Genomic DNA, 18,857 nt, shown 5'->3' on the forward strand with positions numbered 1-18,857 from the left:
AGATTTTCTATGCAGCCGAATGCCAAGCTCAATTTAAAAAAGCAAAATTTCGGCAAGAAGTTTTCTTGGACTCCATATTTATTTCTGTTGCCTGCGATCGCATTTCTTTGCTTGACTTCTTTTTTACCAGTATTCCAAGCCATATATTTAAGTTTTACCAATTATGATTTTGTTGGTAGTCCTGAATTTATTGGATGGAAGAATTATCTAAATCTCTGGAAAGATCAAACTTTTTGGAAGACATTAAGTAACACTTTAACCTATCTCATTTTTGCCGTTCCTAGTCTCGTAATTTTGCCACTTGCTTTAGCGATATTAGTGAATCAGAAATTACGTAGTATTAAATTTTTTCGAGCTGTTTATTATTTCCCTGTCATTGTCTCGGTTGTGGTTGCAGGAATTGCTTGGAAATGGGTCTACGCAGAGAATGGGCTCTTAAATTATTTTCTATCAATTATCTCTTGGCAATCCGTCAAAATCCCTTGGTTAACTGATCCTAAAACTGCCATCTTTGCAATTATTGCAGTCGTAATTTGGCGTGGTGTTGGTTACTATATGGTGATTTATCTAGCAGGGTTACAGGCAATTCCCGCAGATTTATATGAAGCGGCGGCGATAGATGGTTCTGATGGCTGGCAGAAGCATTGGGATATCACAATTCCATTAATGCAGCCCTATATTATTCTCGTAGCCGTGATTTCTTCGATTGGGGCAATGAAGGTCTTTGAAGAGGTGTATATCATGTCTCAGGGTGGCCCCGCCAATAGTACAAAAACCGTAGTTTATTATTTGTATGATAAAGGTTTTACAAGTTTAGAAATGGGATATGCTTCTGCGATCGGAGTATTTTTGTTTTTAATTATTTTTGTTGTCTCAATTCTAACTTTCAAATTTATTAATCCTGCACAAACAATTTCTTAGCAGCTATGCTTAAAAATTTTGCATTTATATTGGGGCTTTCTTTAGCAATCACCCCATCAGTTTTGGCTCAAAACCCTCAAAACACTTCGCCCACAACCAACCTTATATTTCAATCAAAATTCTCTCGAAATCTTGATAAAAACTTCCAAGAAGCAAAATCTGAGGGTTGTTTTGTTCTGTATGATTTAAAACGCGATCGCTATATTCACTACAACTCAAACCACTGCAAAAAACTCTTTATTCCTGCTTCGACATTTAAGATTTTTAACTCATTAGTTGCCCTCGAAACTAAAGCGATCGCCGATGAAAATACCGTAATTGCTTGGGATGGAGTAAATCGCACATTTCCAATCTGGAATCAAGATCAAAACATGCGAACTGCATTTACGCGATCGGTAGTCTGGTTTTATCAAGACTTAGCGCGGCGCATTGGCAAGGAAAGAATGACCAAGTATATTCAAGCCGCTAGTTATGGCAATCAAGATATAGAAGATAAAATTGATACTTTTTGGTTGAATGGCAAGCTAAGAATTTCACCTGAGGAGCAGATTAAGTTTTTAGTCAAACTTTATAAAGAAGATTTGCCCTTCTCTTCTGCGGTGATCAAAACGGTTAAAGACATCATGATCATTGAGCGTCAAGATACTTACACACTCAGAGGGAAGACAGGCTGGGGTACTAATGTTGATGGATTACAAAATATTGGTTGGTACGTTGGCTATGTTGAAAAAGGTGACAATGTCTATTTTTATGCTTTGAATATGACAAATCAAGATCCAAAGTTTGACATGATTCCTATTCGCAAAAAGATTTTGTTTGATACTTTGAAAGATTTACAACTCTTTTATTAGAGAAGAACTGCGCAAAGCGCATCTCTTCTCTAGAAATACTATGAAATCACATTGCCCTTAATCATGAATAAGAAAAATCCAAAATCATCATTTAATCTCCTAAAAAATATTCCGCAATTTATACTTTTAATTGCGATCGCAACTTTAACAGTGTTTCCTTTACTCTGGCTGATCAGTACTGCTTTTAAATCGCCTAGTGAAAATATTTTTCAATCCGTACCACAGCTATTACCTGCCCAACCCACCTTTGATAACTTCATCAAGGTCTGGAAAAATTCCCGTTTCGATCTTTATCTCTGGAATAGCTTTTTTGTCTCCAGTATCACCGTCATTTTAAACTTGCTATTTTGCTCTCTTGCTGCCTTTCCCCTCGCCAGACTAGAGTTTAAAGGACGCGATCCGATTTTTTGGGCGATTGTGGGTACAACGATGATTCCGTTTCAAATCACGATGATTCCCTTGTATATCTTGGCAGTTCAGCTAAATCTCAAGAACACATATGCGGGCTTGATTTTCCCCTATGTAATTTCTGCTTTTGGCATATTTCTTCTTCGTCAAGCCTTTCAAAGCGTCCCGAAGGAGATGGAAGAAGCGGCGCGAATGGATGGCTGCTCTAGCTTAGGGATTTGGTGGCACATTATGTTGCCTGCGGCACGTCCTGCCCTTACAACTCTTGCCGTATTTACTTTTGTGGCAATGTGGGGCGATTTTTTATGGCCATTAGCGATCGTTGATAAGGCTGAGCTTTATACCCTACCGCGTGGGATTGCCAGTCTTGCTAGTGCCTTTTCTGAAGATTGGCGTTTAATTGCCGCAGGTTCAGCGATTTCAATGCTTCCAGTATTTATTGTGTTTGTATTTCTGCAACGTTACATCATTCCTACCGAAGCTAGTATTGGAGTCAAAGGATAAAGAAGACGCAAAGCGTCTTCTTTATCCTTTGACTTGTTGCTCTTGCCATAGTTTTGAACTTAGGGTAGTTTATGATTCTTAAGACTTAGGTTTTAAATTTAATCTAGATTTAATATTTCCAGTCACTCTGCCCACTATCCTATTCAGCAACTTCAGCAAATTTAAGGGAAGCAATTAGTCCATGAAAATGAGCATCTGTAAGACATTTCAAGGCTTTATTTTTCAAAACCTTATTTATTTGCTTCCGATCGCAATCTTTTCACCAAGCATAGCGATCGCAACGCCAGCCATCGCCCAATCACAAAATATCATCTATGTAAATCCGCTAACAGGTAGCGATCGCGCTGATCAAGGTAGCAATACTGCACCTTTTAAGACAATCACCTATGCCATTAGCCGCGCTGAGACTGGACAGATTATTCAGCTAGCCTATGGAACCTACAGCAGCGCTACGGGTGAGCAGTTTCCCTTAAAATTGCGATCAGATGTGACTTTACGAGGCAATGAAGCTAATAAAGGTAAAGATATCGTCATTTTGGGTGGCGGAACCTTACGGACAGGATCAGGATTTCCGCAAAATGTGGCGATCGCAGTTGGCGATCGCGCCGAACTGCGAGGCGTGACCGTGACCAATCCTAATCCCAGAGGCTATGGACTATGGATTGAGAATGCTAGTCCTGCGATCGCTAATAATACTTTTCTGGATAATAAGCAAGATGGCGGCTTAATCACAGGCAAATCAACAGCGATCATCTCGACAAATCAATTTTTTCGGAATGGCACAAGTGGCTTAGCGATCGAAGGTGAGGCTAGTCCAGATATTCGTGGCAATCTCTTTCAGCAAACTACTTTTGGCATGAGTATTCGCCAAGCTGCCGCACCGCAAATCACGGAAAATACTTTTACGCAAAATCAAAATGGAATCTTAATTCAAGCTAATGCTAAACCAGTTTTGCGTGGCAATGCGATTGTCAATAATCGCAATTACGGCTTAACTATTTCTGATATGGCGAGCCCAGATTTGGGCAAACCTAATGATGAGGGCAACAATACTTTTCAGGGAAATGGCACATTTGATTTGCAGAATGTCAGCCGTAATGCTGTTGCTGTGAATGGCAATCAATTGGACAGTAAAAGAGTGAAGGGAAATTTACAGTTGTCGGGTGTGCGTCTGCCATCCAATCTATTTGTTAATAATCCTTCAGCAAATGCGACAACTACAAATGCTGTGGCTGTAAGTAAGGCTTCGCCAAGCATTACACCAAAAAGTGATCGCTTTGCCAACATCAACCAACAACTAGAACAACAGATAGCCAGCAGTCAGCCCATGAATCTTGCGCCTAATCTTGATACTCCACCAGCATTGGTTAGAACGAACTCTTCAAGTCAAAGCAATAGTTTTATTCCAACCAATCAAGCAAATCAAGCAAATAATCCTTTCTGGTACGAGCCTGTTACTTCTGTGATCGTCAGAATTACGCCCAAGAGCTTTAGTTCCCCGATCCCCGCTAATTCTGAAATTAGTACTAGTTTGCCGCCTGTGCGATCGCGTCCACCCAGCGGAGAGCCAGTTAATCAACCGATCCAAATCGCTCCTCTTGCCAATACTAGTTTTAAGCCCCAAAATCCACCACGCTATCGTGTGGTTGTGCCTGTGTCTTCAGCAAATGCTGTTGCTCAAATACGTCAAATAGTGCCAAACTCCTTTGCATCTCGACTTAATGGCTATTTAGTAGTCCAGATTGGAGCCTATAGCGATCGCAATATCGCTGAAGTCCAAGTTTCTCGTCTCGCACAACAAGGTTTATCCGCAAGAATTGAGTCGATTAATCCATAGCCAAAAAATAGAGGCGACACTTCTTCTCACCTCTATTTTTTGGTTTTGCTATAAAATGCAGATGTCTAAATCTTTTTTGAAACTTGTCCTATGACCTTAAACAAAGTTCACCTAGTCGGACGCGCAGGACGTGATCCTGAAGTTAAATATTTTGAGTCTGGCAAAGTGGTCTGCAACTTCACGATCGCAGTTAATCGAAATACCAGCAATCGTGACGATCCACCCGATTGGTTTGACTTAGAAATGTGGGATAAAACCGCCGAAGTTGCGAAGAACTTTGTCAGAAAAGGAAGCTTAATTGGCATATCAGGATCGCTTAAATTTGATCGTTGGAACGATCGCACTACTGGTGATGAGCGCCAAAAACCAGTAATTCGTGTGGAGCGACTAGATCTACTTGGCTCTCGTAAAGATAATGAAGCAGCTAGCAGTAGTAGCGGCAGCTATGACGACGATTTTTAAGTACAATAGCTTTGATAACCAAGGCTCTTGTACTTTTCTATTCGGTTGAAATACGGTTTCCCTACTCAAAACTTAGCGATCGCATCAGTAAGAATGTATGTAGATATTCTTAGCGAATCCAAGATTCGAGGAACCTACATATGTTTAACCTAGGCGAACTCAACTCCAGCAGCAGCAATCTTTTACTTGATTATCTCAAAAATCAATCACCTGAAACCTTAGCCACGGTTGCGCAGTCCGTCACCCCTGAAGCGCAACAAATTATCAACCAAAATATTCAAAACTTGCTGGGTATATTGCCACCACAGCATTTCAACGTCAGCATCACCACTGATCGCGAAAACTTAGCTGGACTAATAGGCTCAGCGATGATGACAGGTTATTTCATTCGGCAAATGGAAACGAGAATGCAGCTAGACCATTCCTTAGAAACACTATAGCTGTCGCCAACCAATTCTTGGACTTTGATTTGTCCTAAGACAAGTGAAAGTAGCTATAAATAAAAAAGGGAGCGCTTAGCGCTCCCTTTTTTATTTATGTTTATGACCGTGAAACCGAATACCTAAGAAAACGTCGTATATAAAACCAGCTAGATCTGGCATCTTTAAAAGCCCTAAGGTCTGAGGTGAGCCATTAGCATCGAGCAGAGGCTTCATTTGATAATATGCTTTCTCGTAATAATACCAAGGCACATTTGGCCAAAGATGATGAACTAAGTGATAGTTCTGACCTAATAGCAAGATATTTAAAAATCGTCCTGGGTAAACTCTGGCATTCTTCCAGCGCGATCGCTCAACAAAAGGACGATGAGGCAAATAGTCAAAGAATAAGCCTAATAAAAGACCCATAACGGCTGCTGGTACAAACCAGAAGTTCATCATGTATCCTAGGAACCCATAATGATAACCAATAAACAATGTGGCGACTACAATCAACCTGCTAATTGCCCATTCTAAAAGCTCGTAATTTCTCCATAGCCGACGCTGGAAAAAGAAAACTTCGTGATAGAAAAAGCGAGCTGCTATCAACCACAATGGGCCACCTGTGGAAACGAAGTGGTCTGGGTCATCTTCTTCATCATTCACATGGGCGTGGTGCTGCATGTGGACACGAGTAAATACGGGAAACACAAATCCTTGCAAGATTGCTGCAATATGTCCGATCGCTGCATTAACAATACGATTGGGATGTGCAACATTATGGCAAGCATCATGAATTACTGTCCCTAGTACATAGAGCGCCGAAAAATTACAAACAAATACGAGCCAGTGCGCCCAGCCCCATACCCAATACCCTGTTGTCGATGCAGTTCCTAAAATGATCGAACCCAGTAGCAGTAGTATCGTCGGATTAAATCCCTGTGCTGCGCCCATCACACCGATTGGAACAGTTAGGGCTTTGCCCTGCTGCATTGTGTCACTCCTTACTCAAATTTCCTATCTTTAATCTAGTATGCGTTTTTGGTTTGTCAATTGACAAACTCAAATATATTGGAAAAATATATTTGATTGTTGCGTTTTATTACATTTTTTATTATCCCCTATGCTACCGATAATAGGGCGAGATTGCAACTTTGATTTTGAGCTGATCTTGCCCATTAGTTATTTATGTTGGCGATCGCTATTGCACAAACTTACACATTAGTCCTGAAGTCAAGCCTTGCAATCAAGTGCGGGCTAAAAGCTCTAACCTGTTGAACTGGTTTGGCAAAAGTGTTTTTCGTCAATTGTTTAGATGAATTTAGCGTTTAGCCCAAAACTTCAGTTGTTGGGTTACTTGCGCTATTTTTCAAAACATTTATCACTGTTATATCTATCAAAAATATTTACAATATCCTCAATCTGAATAGGCTTAGTAATAAAGTCATTCATTCCTACATCTAAGCATAACTGACGATCTTCAGGTAAAGCATTAGCAGTTAAAGCTACAATCCAAGGCTGTTGACTACAATCCTGACGAATCTGCTTAGTAGCCATAATCCCATCCATTTTCGGCATTTGCATATCCATAAAAATCACATCATATTTTTGATTTTTGATAGCCTCTAAAGCCTCTAAGCCATTGTTGGCGATCGTCGGACTATAGCCAAGTGTTTCTAGACATAGTTGGAGCACTCTTTGATTAACGAAATTATCTTCAACAATAAGAACTTCTATACTAGATGATGTAGTAGTTTCTTGAGCTACAGGAGATAAAATTGGTTGAGTAATGCTAGGTATTTGAGAATTAGCAATTTCTGTAGGTAAAGTTCTCAACACAAGAGTAAAGTAGAATACAGAACCGCTGGTATGGATCGTTTCTGGATCAAATGTCCAATTGTTAGGAGGAATACCACCAATTCTTCCAAGACTCTCGACCCAGATTGTACCTCCCATTAACTCAACTAAACGCTTACTAATGGCAAGCCCTAATCCTGTTCCACCATACTGACGACTGATAGAAGAATCAGCTTGAGTAAATGGTTGAAACAATAAATTTAACTGATTAATTTCAATACCAATACCGGTATCTTCAACTGCAAAGACTAATTCGCATTCATCACTATTTACGTTTAACCGAGGCTCGATCGAGATCGCCACATTGCCTTGTAGAGTAAATTTAATCGCATTACCTAAGAGATTGATTAAAACTTGACGTATCCTTGCGGCATCACCTAATAAATCATGAGGAATATCTGGATGCATTGAATATTGAATGCTGAGATTTTTATCGCTTGCTTGTTTACCTAAAAGTTCAAAGACAGACCTGACGATATCTTCCAGCACGAGCGATCGACTTTCTATTTTTAGCATTCCAGATTCAATCTTAGAAAAATCAAGAATGTCATTAATAATTGTTAGAAGTAAATCGCCGCTATCACGAATGATCTGTACATAATCTCTCTGTTCTTCTGTCAAATCGGTGGTTGACAATAAATCCGTCATTCCAATTACTCCATTCATCGGTGTACGGATTTCATGACTCATATTAGCTAAGAACGCACTCTTAGCACGATTTGCTGCTTCGGCAAGTTCTTTACCATGGGCTAAAGCTATTTCCTTCAGTTCAAGTACTCTCACCTGTGCAAGAGTTTCCTCAAGTTGTTTTTGTTGTTCCCGTAAATGAGAAACAAAAGCAAATGTTCTATCAATTGTTATTTCTAAATCATCAAAATCGATAGGTTTTGTTACAAAATCAAAAGCTCCACAGTTCATTGCCATCCGAATATTTTGGATGTCTCCATAGGCTGAGACTACTACTGCTTTTATGTTTTGATTAATTTCAGCTAATTTTGAAATTAAGGATAACCCATCCATTTTAGGCATCCTAATATCAGTAAGGATCATTGAGATACAATTTATTTCTTTCAGGATTTCCAAAGCTTCTATTCCATTTGAAGCAAATATGAAATCCAGCTCTTTAGATAGAATTCTTTTTCTAAATCTCTGCTTAAAGAGTCTTTGAATTTCAATTTCGTCATCAACTACTAAAACTAAATTTGTATCTTTTTGCATAATTTAAAACTGACTGCTGTTTTCAAAATCTAGCACTTTTCTTTAGCGTATGGCAATTTTAAATTATTCATAGGCTATTACCCCTGTGGAGCCGATTTTCATAATTTTATAGTTATAGTTACTGATTATACCAAAGCACAAAATGGCTACGCCATTTTGTGCTTTTAAAACCCTTACAGGGTTTGGGGTTTAATTCACAGAAGTGTTGCCTCACTTTTGTGAATTGGTATTATTTATGGATTGTAATATTTGTAGCAATCTGCTTGTTAGGGAGTGTTTCCATAACTGTAGCCAAGTGTACTCGTACACAAAACGCAAGAATTGCTTAGCGGCGCAAAGTTTCGCCAATCAATTCTTGCGTTTACAAAACAATCGGCGACATCTATAAAAATTAGTCTCGTGGGCTCAGAAATCCCTAAATTTGTTTCATGATTAGAATTGCAACTTCTGCACTTACCGCAATTTGCTTTCAAACCCGCCCCGAAGAAGAATATAAAGCCAATTGCGGGATTTCTTGTGGTCAGTTTGGTCGAATACTGCTGTACATACTCTTTGCGGCAGCTAAAGGTTTTTATAAAATTGGCTGACTACATAAGTGTAGGAGCTTAAAAAATAGTAATGAAAACTAGTAAGGAATGAAAATTAATTAAAACCAAAATTTGTTGGGGGCGGGCAAAGCCCGCCCCCAACAAATTTTGGTTTTAATTGCACAAGTTAATTAATTTTCATTCCTAAGTCATGGGAATTTACACGACTCTTTCGACTATTTCACCTTCTGAATCAGATTCCTCTTCTGAATCAGAATCTGATTCTACAGTATCTGATGGGTTTAAATAATAGCGATCGTAGTATCCATAGTGATACTCGCTATCAGATGAGCCAATCATATTAATCAACAGCCCAGAAACATTAGCCCTAGCTGTCGATAAAATCTCTAAAGCACGGGAAATTCCACTTCTTGTCGAGCGATTAATCGCAGCTACCAAAATAAATGTATCAACCTTAGAAGTCAAGCACTGAGCATCAGTTATGCCAATTACAGGCGGAGTATCAACCAATACATAATCATACTCTTGTCGCCATTCCTGTAGGAGAGCCGCCATCTTATTAGACTCTAGCAATAGCATTGGATTGGGAGGGAGAGAACCCGAAGTTAAAATATGCAAACGATCATGATCATCCCCTGCCTGAATCAGATCTTGCCATGGACTAGGAGTAGCTAGAGCCGTAGACAACCCAACTTTATTGCTCAGTCCAGCCAACTTATGAACCGTTGGCTTTCGCATATCTGCATCTACTAACAGAATTCTGTATCCTAGAGCCGATAAAATGATGGCAAGATTATAAGTCATTGTACTCTTGCCTTCAGACGGTACAGACGAGGTGAAAGCAATTACTTTCATCATGTTGTCCGTACCAAGATATCGCAAATTTAATGCTAGAGAACCTAACGCTTCTTTAAAAGCATAGTAGCTACTAGTTGGTAATATCCCTTGACTACTGATTGCAGACAAAGAGGCTGTTTCTGTCATCGGAATTGAGGCAAGTAAAGGAATATCAATTATTTCTCTTACTTCTCCCACCTCACGAATACGCTGATCTAGTCGATTGAGTAGGAGAGCTAATAAAATACCTAGTACTAAGCCAGAAATTGCTCCAGTAATCAAACTTCTCTCGATATCTGGAGAAGATGGTCTGATGGGAATAAGAGGTGGCTCTAAAACCTTCCATGATGAAATCTCTTGAGCCTCAGAAATCCTTAATTCCTCTAGCTTTTCACTAAGCTTATTATAGGTAGAGCTATCAAGAGCTAGTTGTCTTTGGATTTCTACATACTTTTGTTGAATTTGGGGGATCTTAGAAAAAGCTGTAGATACTTCTGTTTGGGCATTGCGGATGCTTTCTAGCTGAGCTTGACTCACAGCAAGAGTAGTTTGAGCATCAAATAACTGAGATGCTAGGTTTTGTTGAATCGCGCTATTGGGCTCATTAGTAATATTTGCTGTATTGCCTTTCACCCCGACTACTGACTGAGCGCGAGTTTCTAGAAGTCGATAGAGCTCATCACGTCGATCTTTAAGGGCGACAACACTAGGGTGATCGCCTCGAAATCGAGTTCGCTCTAAGAAGTAGTTAGTTTCAACTTCTTGGAATTGCTTAACCAATGATTGGTACGGAGCATCTTGCTGCAAAATTGCGCTGCCGATCGCAGCTTCTGGGGATTTACCAACTTGACGACTAAGAGCTTCATATTGCTGTTGGACTTGGGCAATTTTGATTTGTAAGTCTTGAGCTTGATTTTCTAAAGCCTCGCGCATTTTATAAACAGAGGCAGCATAAGTATCAGGATCGACGATGTTGTAGGTCTTACGAAATTGGGTAACTGCTAGAGCCGACTTATCCAGTTGTTGCTTGACTTGTGGCAGCTTGTCTTGAATAAATTTAATTGCAGTACTAGATTTAGTGCGGCGATCCTTTAAGCTATATTCGACATAGGTTTGAGCTAACGCATTTAAAACTCCCTGTGCTCGTTTGGGATTGCTATCTGTATAAGTGAGACGCAAAACCATCGTGTCTTTTTCGGGTCGGATGTCCAATCCGCTCATGATCGTTAGTGCATCAATATCTTTGTATGCTGCTGAGGGAGATTGATGCATTTTGGAAACAGCAATTTCAATCAAAGGTCGGCTCTTCAGAATAGCGATTTCTGTTCCGAGATTAACTGTAGAGCTGGAGGGCAAGCCTGGGAGCTGGATATCTGATACTGCGATCGTTGAGTTTACTAGGAGTGAGGCACTTGAGCGATATTGGGGAGTTCTGGTAAATGTATAGTAAGTATTGCCAGCAAATACTGTGACCGAGACAGCTACGATGACGATCCATCGCTTGCGGAGCACTCTGAAGAATTTGGCAAGCTTAAATGAATCATCGACATACTTGCCTACATAGGTAGCTTTAGGATATTCAGTCATCGTTGTTTTTACCTAAGTAGCTTTAATCGTTACGCCCTTAATCGTTAATCTTTATATCAAAATCAGGATAATATATCAAATTAAAAATTTTTGTGCTTATGCATTTCTAAAGTTGCTACCTATAATAAGTGATTATTAAGTAACTAGGCATAATTAAATAACAGACCCAAAATCTGTACCGCCTGCTACGCGGGCGGTACAGATTTTGGGGTTTTATATTTAATTATGCCCAGTTACTTAGACTATATCTAAAGCCAATAACATCTCAGATCGAATGCCTGAAACTATTCCGACAGTATATTCCACCCTATTCTTAACAATCCTGTTGTTTTATGGGTTAGTTTCTTTTTTGCGTGGTTCAATCCGCGATCGCACAACTGATGCATTGTTCGCTGTAGGAAACCTTACGGATGATCACCTCTTGAAACAAGTTCGCGATCATTTTCAACAAAGAGCATACAAAGTAGTTGAGATTGATCCAGAACGGGATGTTGCCAATCTATCGGGGCAAGTCAAACCAAGTCTTTTTTTGGCAATATTTCTGACAATACTAGCGGCTGTTGGTTTAATTTGTCTGGGTGTAGTTTTAGGCATTTTAATCCCTGATTTAGAAAATCTTTGGTTATGGTTGACGATCTTGTCGCCGATCGCTGGAGTTTTTTATTGGCAAGGTACTCCGCGCGAGCGTAAAGTTAGTTTGCAACTTCTGCCTGAAACAAGACTTAAGGTTCGTGCCCACAAAGACGAGATCGAAGAATTGCAGCGATCGCTAAAACTAGAAAAAATAGATCACTAAAAGTAGTGGGTAATTCCCCCCTTAACTCCTGCTAATAAAAATAGCGACAAATAAAATTGCCGCTATTTTTTATAATAGATATTAGAAAGTCTTACAAAAAATCATTGGTACTTCATGACTACTGTTTTAACCAGTCAAAAATCAGAGACTGTTGTGACGAATTCACTGAAAAATACTACTTCAAGTTTAGATAGTTTGTCCCCAAATCAACAGCTTTTGCCTTTAACTGCGATCGTTAATTCTAATGATCATCTCGAAATAGGTGGTTGTGATGTGGTGGACTTAGTTAGCCAATATGGTTCACCGCTTTATATTTTGGATGAGGTCAGCCTCAGAACTGCTTGTCAGCAATATCGGGATGCCTTTTCTAAGCATTATCAAGGACAGTCACAAGTTTTATATGCTTCAAAAGCTTGGAGCTGTCTGGCTGTTTGTGCGATCGTTGGCTCTGAAGGGCTAGGGATTGATGTTGTATCGGCAGGTGAAATATTGACCGCACTTCGGGCTGGTGTTTCGCCAAGTTTGATTTATTTTCATGGCAATAATAAATCTGCTGATGAACTGAGCTACTCCCTAGAGTTTGGCTGCACGATTGTGGTTGATAACTGGAATGAGCTCCAAACTTTGGATCTTCTTGCCAAAGAGCAATCCATTGCAATGAGTCTAGCACCACGCATTATGTTGCGTCTGACTCCTGGGATCGAATGTCATACCCATGAATATATTCAGACTGGACATATTGATAGTAAGTTTGGCTTTGATCCCAATGAAATCGAAGCCGTATTTGCATTTGTAGCAAAGTCCAGCCTTAACTGCATTGGTATCCATGCCCATATTGGTTCTCAAATTTTTGAACTGCAACCACATCAAGATATTGGTGGTGTGATGGTGCAATGGTTTAAACTTGCGATTGAAAAATATGGTTTGAAGTTTTCAGAGCTAAATATTGGCGGTGGTCTGGGAATTCGCTACGTGGAATCAGACGATCCACCTAGCATTGAAGATTGGGTACAAACAGTAAGTGCTGGTGTAACTGATGCATTTATTGCATCAGGTTTACCCTTACCCAAACTGCTTTGTGAACCAGGGCGATCGCTAGTGGGCGCGACTTGTGTAACTGCTTATACAATTGGTGGTAGCAAGACCGTGCCTGATATTCGCACCTACATAACCGTAGATGGCGGAATGTCAGACAATCCTCGTCCAATCACCTATCAGTCGAAATATCGGGCTGTGGTGGCAAATCACATGAGTGCATCCTTGTCCCAAACTGTGACGATCGCGGGTAAGCATTGCGAATCAGGTGATATTTTAATAAAGGATATTCAACTGCCCGAAACTAATGTTGGCGATATTTTGGTTGTATTTGGAACGGGCGCATACAATTACAGCATGGCCTCAAATTACAATCGTTTGCCAAAGCCTGCGGCTGTGGTTGTGGGGACTGGCGACTCTAGTTTAATTATTAAACGAGAAACTCGTGAGGATCTATTGCGTCAAGATTGTCTGCCAGAGAGATTATACCAATCCACAAAAGTGTGACGACACTTTTGTGAATTAAAAACCAAAACCAGTAAGAGTTTTAAAACATAAAATGGCTACGCCGTTTTATGTTTTGGTATTATACCAATTTCCAAAAGTGTGACAACACTTGTGGAAATTAAAAATCAAACCCAGTAAGGGTTTTAAAACATAAAACGGTTACACCGTTTTATGTTTTGGTATTACGGAAGTTGTATTACAGTTGTGAATGAGAGGATTATGAATGCAGTGGTTTAATATCAACTCAATTGCATTCATTATGAGGGCGATCGATATCCTTGCGGTATTGGGATTGATCTACTTCATGCTGTCTCTCAGCAATGATCGCCGCACGTTATTGATGGTGCGGGGGATCATCTTTTTACTAATAGCTAGCGTATTGAGCGATCGCCTTGGTATGCGATTGCTCAATTTTGTCTTAGATAAATTATTGATTGGCGCAGCCGTGGCGATGGCAGTGATTTTGCAGCCAGAGCTACGTCGATTTCTAGAACGGCTGGGACGTGGAGACTTACTTTCGTTAATTCAACCTTCAACGAATCGGCGAGCCCCTGTTGAGGCTGACTCAGTAATTGAAGAAATTAATGATGCTGTGATAGAACTATCACAAAACCGTACTGGCGCATTAATGATTATTGAGACGGGTGAACCCATCGATGATCGTGATTTTTCAGTGCCAGGGGTGAAACTTAACGCCTTATTATCAAAAGAGCTATTGCATACAATATTTCAGACTTCGACGCTTTTGCATGATGGAGCAATCCTGATTCGAGAAGATCGGATTCTGGCTGCTGGTGTAATTTTACCCATTTCAGAACGAGCCGCCTCGCGAGAAATCGGAACTAGACACCGTGCCGCGATGGGTATTACCGATCGCGTCAGAAATTGTTTTTGTATCGTGGTTTCGGAAGAAACAGGATCGATTGCGATCGCTGAAAATGGCATATTAGATCGTCCAATTTCTAGTAGTCGTTTGCGAGAAATATTAGAAACTAAACTAGGTAATTATCGTCCAACGACACTAGGAAGAACAGTACCACGCTTTAATTGGCTCTGGTCAAACTCAATTCTCAAAAATATGGTAAGTCGAAAATCGTCAGAAAAGAAATGACTGCTAAGCTATTACAAACTTTGCCACTAGACCTCGATCACCAACGCTTGCCCAAACATGTAGCCGTAATTATGGACGGTAACGGACGTTGGGCAAAGCAAAAGGGTATGCCAAGAATTGCGGGACATCGACAGGGTGTAGATGCTCTGAAGGATTTATTGCGCTGCTGCAAAGATTGGGGAATTGCGGCATTAACGGTCTATGCTTTTTCTACGGAAAATTGGAGCCGCCCCGCGCAAGAAGTTGATTTCTTGATGGTTTTATTTGAGCGGATGTTGCGCCGTGAATTGGAGGAAATGTGTCGAGAAGGAGTACGCATTTCCTTTGTAGGCGATCTAGATTCTTTGTCAAAATCTTTGCGAAATGAGATTGAGCGATCGCAAACTGCGACGGCAAATAATCAGGCGATTCACTTTACGGTGGCGATCAATTATGGTAGTCGGCGCGAAATTGTGAAGGTATGTCGTCAAATTGCGGAAGCAACTTTGGCTGGTGATGTTAACCCTGAAAATATTGATGAAAATCTCTTTGAGCAACATCTCTATACGGCAGGAAATCATAACCCTGATCTATTGATTCGCACTAGTGGCGAAATGCGCTTGAGTAATTTTCTGCTCTGGCAAATGGCGTATACGGAAATGTATTTTACAAATACACTTTGGCCAGATTTTAATCGTAGTGAGTTTCACCGAGCGCTGATTGATTATCAAGAACGCGATCGCCGCTTTGGGAAAGTCTAAAAAATATCTAAAGAATAAAATCTCACGTAGTGAGATTTTATTCTTACAACCAATGTTTCGGATAAGTACGATCTTCAGAAAGATTATTAAAAATCACTGCACACATTACTAAAATTATTGAGCCTTCTAATGTCGGTGTCACTAGAAATTGCCAGTTAGGTTTAGTCATCATGACTACTAGAGCGACTGCTCCTGATGGAGGGTGTAATGTGCTCGTAAGCTGCATCATACCGATCACCGTGGCAACAGCTATTCCCATAGACAAAGGCGAAGAACCAAAAATACTTAAAATTGTCAAAGCAATGAGTGCTGCTAAGAGATTCCCCCCGATGACATTGCGTGGCTGGGCAAAAGGGCTTTCAGGTATACCAAAGATTAAAACGCTAGTCGCTCCAAAGGGAGCCATGATCAAAGGTGTATTAGCGATTGTCGATAGATAAGCGGTGGCAGCGATCGCTAAACAGCTACCTAACCAACTCCAAAAAACATGTTTGCGATGCGGTCTTTCAATTGGACAGGTGAGGGGACACGATCGCCATCTGCCAAAGAGTTTAAACCAGTAAGTTTGCCATTTTGATCGCGCTTTTCGGAAATTCAACATGAACAAATAAAAAATTGGGGGTAGAATGTCAAGAATCTATGACATTCTACCCCCAATGATGAGAGTTTGGCTTTTAAAATGTAGCCAAATTTACAGATATTTCAACCTTGACTGCTTCTTAAATTACTAAAAAATAGGGCGCTTCGCACCCTGTTTTTTAGTAATGATTACCAATTTTGCGATGGTGTGCGGCGGTGAGAGATTCAGGTTTAGAAACTCTGCCTTCCTCCGCGATCGCATAGATGATCCAGTGATCGCTGCATTCCATCCGACTTGTTACCTCACATTCCATAAATGCTAGAGCATCGGTGAGGATCGGTGCGCCAAATGACGATAACTGGGTTTTGACACCCTCAAAACGATCGGCACCAGGAGTAAATCTTTTTAAGAAATGCTGCATCAGTTTTGAATAATTACCATCCTCAAGGACGTTTAGGACAAAGCGATCGCCTACTTGCATAAACGACTCGATCGCCCGATCCTTTGCAACGGCAACGGTAAAGCCAAGAGGTTTGAAACTAGCTTGGGCAACCCAAGATGCTAGCATTGCACTGCGAGCGCCACCCTTTGCGGCGGAGATGATGTACAAACCGCCAGCTAAGCGTCCTAAAGCTTTGTCTAGATCGGCATCGATTGCCTTTAGCTGTTTGATATTTTGTTTGCGAGTGAGCAATTGTCCCAAGTCAGTACCTGCTTCATCACAGGTTTGGTAGGTTGCTTCGTTAGGATTTTCGCGGACGCGAATAGCTGGAAATGCTGTGACAACGCCCAGATCTTTAAACCTGTTATTTAACAAATCGATAGAGGAATCTTGATCTCCATGTGGTTCATACAAACCAATTACTTGCTTTTCACTTGCTGCCGCTAAAATTGCGCCGATCGCAGTTTCTACATGACTATTGGATGCTGGCGGTGTGCAGACGACCAGCCCGGAAGCATGACCGACGAGTTCGCGCAATTCCTGCAAGTCGATCGCCTTTAAATCCGCCATTTCCACAGCCACACCAGTTTTAGCGATGCCACGGGCAATTGCCTGCGATAGGCGATCGCAATAGCCATAGTCAGATACATAACAAACAACTACATTCGTTTCCCCCTTCGTTTGTGCTTGGCTCCATTGGCGATAGTTTTCTGTTAGTTCTTTGATGTTGTAGCGCAGCAAGGGTCCATGTCCATTGGCGACTATTTCCGCCTGTGGTAGGTCATCCATCCGTTTCATCGCCGCAATTACTGACCTCGCATTAGGAGCCATCAAGCATTCGTAATAAAAGCGATAGTCGGGCGTAATTCTCTTTAAATCCTCATCGTAAACAGCATCACTGCAATAATGCATTCCAAAAATATCGCAGGTATATAAAATCGAGGTGCCGAGATCAAAGGTCATCATTGTGTCTGGCCAATGCAAATTTGGCGCGTTCACAAATTGCAAAATATGACCATTTCCCAGATCGACCTGATCGCCATTTTTAACAGCTTGCTGCTTAAACGGCTGATTGATCAGCTCGGCGAGAAATTGCAAAGCTACTTTGGTTGCCACCACGGTAACATTGGGAGCTAAGGCTAGTATTTCCTTTACCAAGCCACTATGGTCTGGCTCTGTATGACTAATTACCAAATAATCAATCTCTGCGGGATTGATTAACCCCTGCAAGGTTTTGAGATATAGTTCACGAAACTTGGCGTGAGATGTATCGACTAGCGCCAGTTTTTCACCACGAATGATAAAGGAGTTATAGGTTGTACCATTTTGCAAGCCAAACTCGATATCAAAGCGATCTCGATCCCAGTCAAGCGATCGGATCGTGGTCGTGTCAGCCGCAATTTCGGCTACTTGTATAGTGAGTCGGCGTTCAATCGGCTTCTCTATAACATTTACAATAGAAGGACTCTCAACAGCAGCAACCACGATCTTGTCTCCCTATCTGATTTTCAACTATCTCTAGTCTAATGCTTACTTTTGGACAAGTCCAATTGAATGTGCTAATTGATACTATAAGTAACTTACCAAAAACCAAAAATTAGGTAGTTGCACGAAGTGCCGCCACTTAATTTCTGGGCTATAAACCCAAATCCCCTACTATGTCAGATCTTTACGTTTCATGGGAAGAATATCACGCCAACATCGAGAGATTGGCAGCCCAAATTTATCAATCTCAATGGGAATTCGATCAAATTCTTTGTCTTGCTAGGGGCGGCTTACGTATTGGTGATGCTCTTTCGCGGATTTACGACAAGCCCCTTGCCATTCTCTCGACCTCTTCCTATGGTGGAAAAGATTTTCAGGAAAGGGGCAACTTGACGATCGCTAGTAATATCACTATGACTACAGAGACACTTGGCAAAAGGATTTTGCTAGTGGATGATTTAGTAGATTCGGGCGTGACTCTTGCGCGGATCTTGGAATGGTTGCAACAACACGAAGAATTTGCAATTACCGAAGTGCGATCAGCAGTTTTGTGGTTTAAGGCTTGCTCTGTGGCTAAGCCAGACTATTATGTGGATTTCTTGGCGGACAATCCTTGGATTCATCAGCCTTTTGAGAAGTATGAAAAGCTAAATCCTGGTGATCTATAAATTTTTAAGCCTTTACTACCATCGACATACGGTCAAACAACCTA

The 18,857-nt window shown here is 40.8% G+C and carries 16 protein-coding genes; 11 read left to right on the top strand and 5 right to left on the bottom strand.

Annotated features, from left to right (window positions below; all coding sequences use genetic code 11):
• Positions 1-9: 9 nt before the first annotated feature.
• The 6 genes from PseudUWO311_RS04350 (at position 10) to PseudUWO311_RS04375 (ending at position 5,423) form a co-directional block, all read left to right on the top strand.
• Positions 10-921, top strand: coding sequence for a carbohydrate ABC transporter permease (locus PseudUWO311_RS04350; RefSeq protein WP_142653902.1), 912 nt, complete (start codon positions 10-12; stop codon positions 919-921).
• A gap of 5 nt (positions 922-926) precedes the next feature.
• The gene (blaOXA, locus tag PseudUWO311_RS04355) at positions 927-1,772 is read left to right on the top strand and encodes a class D beta-lactamase (RefSeq protein ID WP_142653904.1); all 846 of its coding nucleotides are present in this window, start codon (positions 927-929) and stop codon (positions 1,770-1,772) included.
• A 63-nt stretch (positions 1,773-1,835) separates the two neighbouring features.
• On the top strand, positions 1,836-2,684 hold the full coding sequence (locus tag PseudUWO311_RS04360; RefSeq protein WP_142653906.1) for a carbohydrate ABC transporter permease: 849 nt from the start codon (positions 1,836-1,838) through the stop codon (positions 2,682-2,684).
• Positions 2,685-2,865: 181 nt separating this feature from the next.
• Positions 2,866-4,521, top strand: a complete 1,656-nt coding sequence (locus tag PseudUWO311_RS04365; protein ID WP_142653908.1) for a DUF1565 domain-containing protein — start codon at positions 2,866-2,868, stop codon at positions 4,519-4,521.
• 90 nt (positions 4,522-4,611) lie between these two features.
• Positions 4,612-4,983 (top strand): single-stranded DNA-binding protein, encoded by a 372-nt coding sequence (locus PseudUWO311_RS04370; RefSeq protein ID WP_142653910.1) that lies wholly within the window; start codon positions 4,612-4,614, stop codon positions 4,981-4,983.
• Between the two features lie 140 nt (positions 4,984-5,123).
• Entirely contained in the window at positions 5,124-5,423 is a 300-nt protein-coding gene (locus PseudUWO311_RS04375) for a DUF760 domain-containing protein (protein ID WP_103667680.1), read from the top strand.
• Positions 5,424-5,513: 90 nt separating this feature from the next.
• On the opposite strand, the gene crtR is transcribed toward PseudUWO311_RS04375, so the two are convergent.
• From crtR to PseudUWO311_RS04390, 3 genes are all read right to left on the bottom strand, one after another.
• Positions 5,514-6,395 carry a beta-carotene hydroxylase gene (crtR, locus tag PseudUWO311_RS04380; protein ID WP_142653912.1) on the bottom strand — a complete coding sequence of 294 codons (882 nt, stop codon included), beginning with the start codon at positions 6,393-6,395 and terminating at the stop codon, positions 5,514-5,516.
• A 369-nt stretch (positions 6,396-6,764) separates the two neighbouring features.
• Positions 6,765-8,477 carry a response regulator gene (locus PseudUWO311_RS04385; protein WP_223807440.1) on the bottom strand — a complete coding sequence of 571 codons (1,713 nt, stop codon included), beginning with the start codon at positions 8,475-8,477 and terminating at the stop codon, positions 6,765-6,767.
• Positions 8,478-9,223: 746 nt separating this feature from the next.
• Positions 9,224-11,449 (bottom strand): GumC family protein, encoded by a 2,226-nt coding sequence (locus PseudUWO311_RS04390; RefSeq protein ID WP_142653914.1) that lies wholly within the window; start codon positions 11,447-11,449, stop codon positions 9,224-9,226.
• A gap of 274 nt (positions 11,450-11,723) precedes the next feature.
• Between PseudUWO311_RS04390 and PseudUWO311_RS04395 the strand changes: the two genes are divergently transcribed.
• From PseudUWO311_RS04395 to uppS, 4 genes are all read left to right on the top strand, one after another.
• On the top strand, positions 11,724-12,245 hold the full coding sequence (locus tag PseudUWO311_RS04395; RefSeq protein ID WP_142653916.1) for a cofactor assembly of complex C subunit B: 522 nt from the start codon (positions 11,724-11,726) through the stop codon (positions 12,243-12,245).
• Between the two features lie 114 nt (positions 12,246-12,359).
• Entirely contained in the window at positions 12,360-13,787 is a 1,428-nt protein-coding gene (lysA, locus tag PseudUWO311_RS04400; RefSeq protein WP_142653918.1) for a diaminopimelate decarboxylase, read from the top strand.
• A gap of 223 nt (positions 13,788-14,010) precedes the next feature.
• Positions 14,011-14,898 carry a diadenylate cyclase CdaA gene (cdaA, locus tag PseudUWO311_RS04405; RefSeq protein WP_142653920.1) on the top strand — a complete coding sequence of 296 codons (888 nt, stop codon included), beginning with the start codon at positions 14,011-14,013 and terminating at the stop codon, positions 14,896-14,898.
• The gene (uppS, locus tag PseudUWO311_RS04410) at positions 14,895-15,638 is read left to right on the top strand and encodes a polyprenyl diphosphate synthase (RefSeq protein WP_142653922.1); all 744 of its coding nucleotides are present in this window, start codon (positions 14,895-14,897) and stop codon (positions 15,636-15,638) included. The genes cdaA and uppS overlap by 4 nt, the downstream gene beginning before the upstream one ends.
• A gap of 43 nt (positions 15,639-15,681) precedes the next feature.
• Here the strand turns inward: uppS and PseudUWO311_RS04415 are convergent, their stop codons facing one another.
• Both PseudUWO311_RS04415 and PseudUWO311_RS04420 read right to left on the bottom strand, forming a co-directional pair.
• On the bottom strand, positions 15,682-16,239 hold the full coding sequence (locus PseudUWO311_RS04415) for an HPP family protein (RefSeq protein WP_142653924.1): 558 nt from the start codon (positions 16,237-16,239) through the stop codon (positions 15,682-15,684).
• A gap of 157 nt (positions 16,240-16,396) precedes the next feature.
• A complete protein-coding gene (locus PseudUWO311_RS04420; protein ID WP_142654022.1) occupies positions 16,397-18,118 on the bottom strand; it encodes a diflavin flavoprotein in 1,722 nt (573 codons plus the stop codon).
• A 200-nt stretch (positions 18,119-18,318) separates the two neighbouring features.
• Between PseudUWO311_RS04420 and PseudUWO311_RS04425 the strand changes: the two genes are divergently transcribed.
• Positions 18,319-18,813, top strand: coding sequence for a phosphoribosyltransferase (locus PseudUWO311_RS04425; protein WP_142653926.1), 495 nt, complete (start codon positions 18,319-18,321; stop codon positions 18,811-18,813).
• Positions 18,814-18,857: the final 44 nt, after the last annotated feature.

It is taken from the genome of Pseudanabaena sp. UWO311 (assembly GCF_006937785.1).
Classification (GTDB): Bacteria; Cyanobacteriota; Cyanobacteriia; order Pseudanabaenales; family Pseudanabaenaceae; genus Pseudanabaena.

Bases quoted from the DNA above. Each gene is read 5' to 3' on its own strand.
- PseudUWO311_RS04360 (WP_142653906.1), top strand. From the start codon at position 1,836: ATGAATAAGAAAAATCCAAAATCATCATTTAATCTCCTAAAAAATATT.
- lysA (WP_142653918.1), top strand. From the start codon at position 12,360: ATGACTACTGTTTTAACCAGTCAAAAATCAGAGACTGTTGTGACGAAT.
- PseudUWO311_RS04425 (WP_142653926.1), top strand. From the start codon at position 18,319: ATGTCAGATCTTTACGTTTCATGGGAAGAATATCACGCCAACATCGAG.
- PseudUWO311_RS04415 (WP_142653924.1), bottom strand. From the start codon at position 16,239: ATGTTGAATTTCCGAAAAGCGCGATCAAAATGGCAAACTTACTGGTTT.
- cdaA (WP_142653920.1), top strand. From the start codon at position 14,011: ATGCAGTGGTTTAATATCAACTCAATTGCATTCATTATGAGGGCGATC.
- blaOXA (WP_142653904.1), top strand. From the start codon at position 927: ATGCTTAAAAATTTTGCATTTATATTGGGGCTTTCTTTAGCAATCACC.
- PseudUWO311_RS04375 (WP_103667680.1), top strand. From the start codon at position 5,124: ATGTTTAACCTAGGCGAACTCAACTCCAGCAGCAGCAATCTTTTACTT.
- PseudUWO311_RS04390 (WP_142653914.1), bottom strand. From the start codon at position 11,449: ATGACTGAATATCCTAAAGCTACCTATGTAGGCAAGTATGTCGATGAT.
- PseudUWO311_RS04365 (WP_142653908.1), top strand. From the start codon at position 2,866: ATGAAAATGAGCATCTGTAAGACATTTCAAGGCTTTATTTTTCAAAAC.
- uppS (WP_142653922.1), top strand. From the start codon at position 14,895: ATGACTGCTAAGCTATTACAAACTTTGCCACTAGACCTCGATCACCAA.
- PseudUWO311_RS04395 (WP_142653916.1), top strand. From the start codon at position 11,724: ATGCCTGAAACTATTCCGACAGTATATTCCACCCTATTCTTAACAATC.
- PseudUWO311_RS04385 (WP_223807440.1), bottom strand. From the start codon at position 8,477: ATGCAAAAAGATACAAATTTAGTTTTAGTAGTTGATGACGAAATTGAA.
- PseudUWO311_RS04350 (WP_142653902.1), top strand. From the start codon at position 10: ATGCAGCCGAATGCCAAGCTCAATTTAAAAAAGCAAAATTTCGGCAAG.
- PseudUWO311_RS04370 (WP_142653910.1), top strand. From the start codon at position 4,612: ATGACCTTAAACAAAGTTCACCTAGTCGGACGCGCAGGACGTGATCCT.
- crtR (WP_142653912.1), bottom strand. From the start codon at position 6,395: ATGCAGCAGGGCAAAGCCCTAACTGTTCCAATCGGTGTGATGGGCGCA.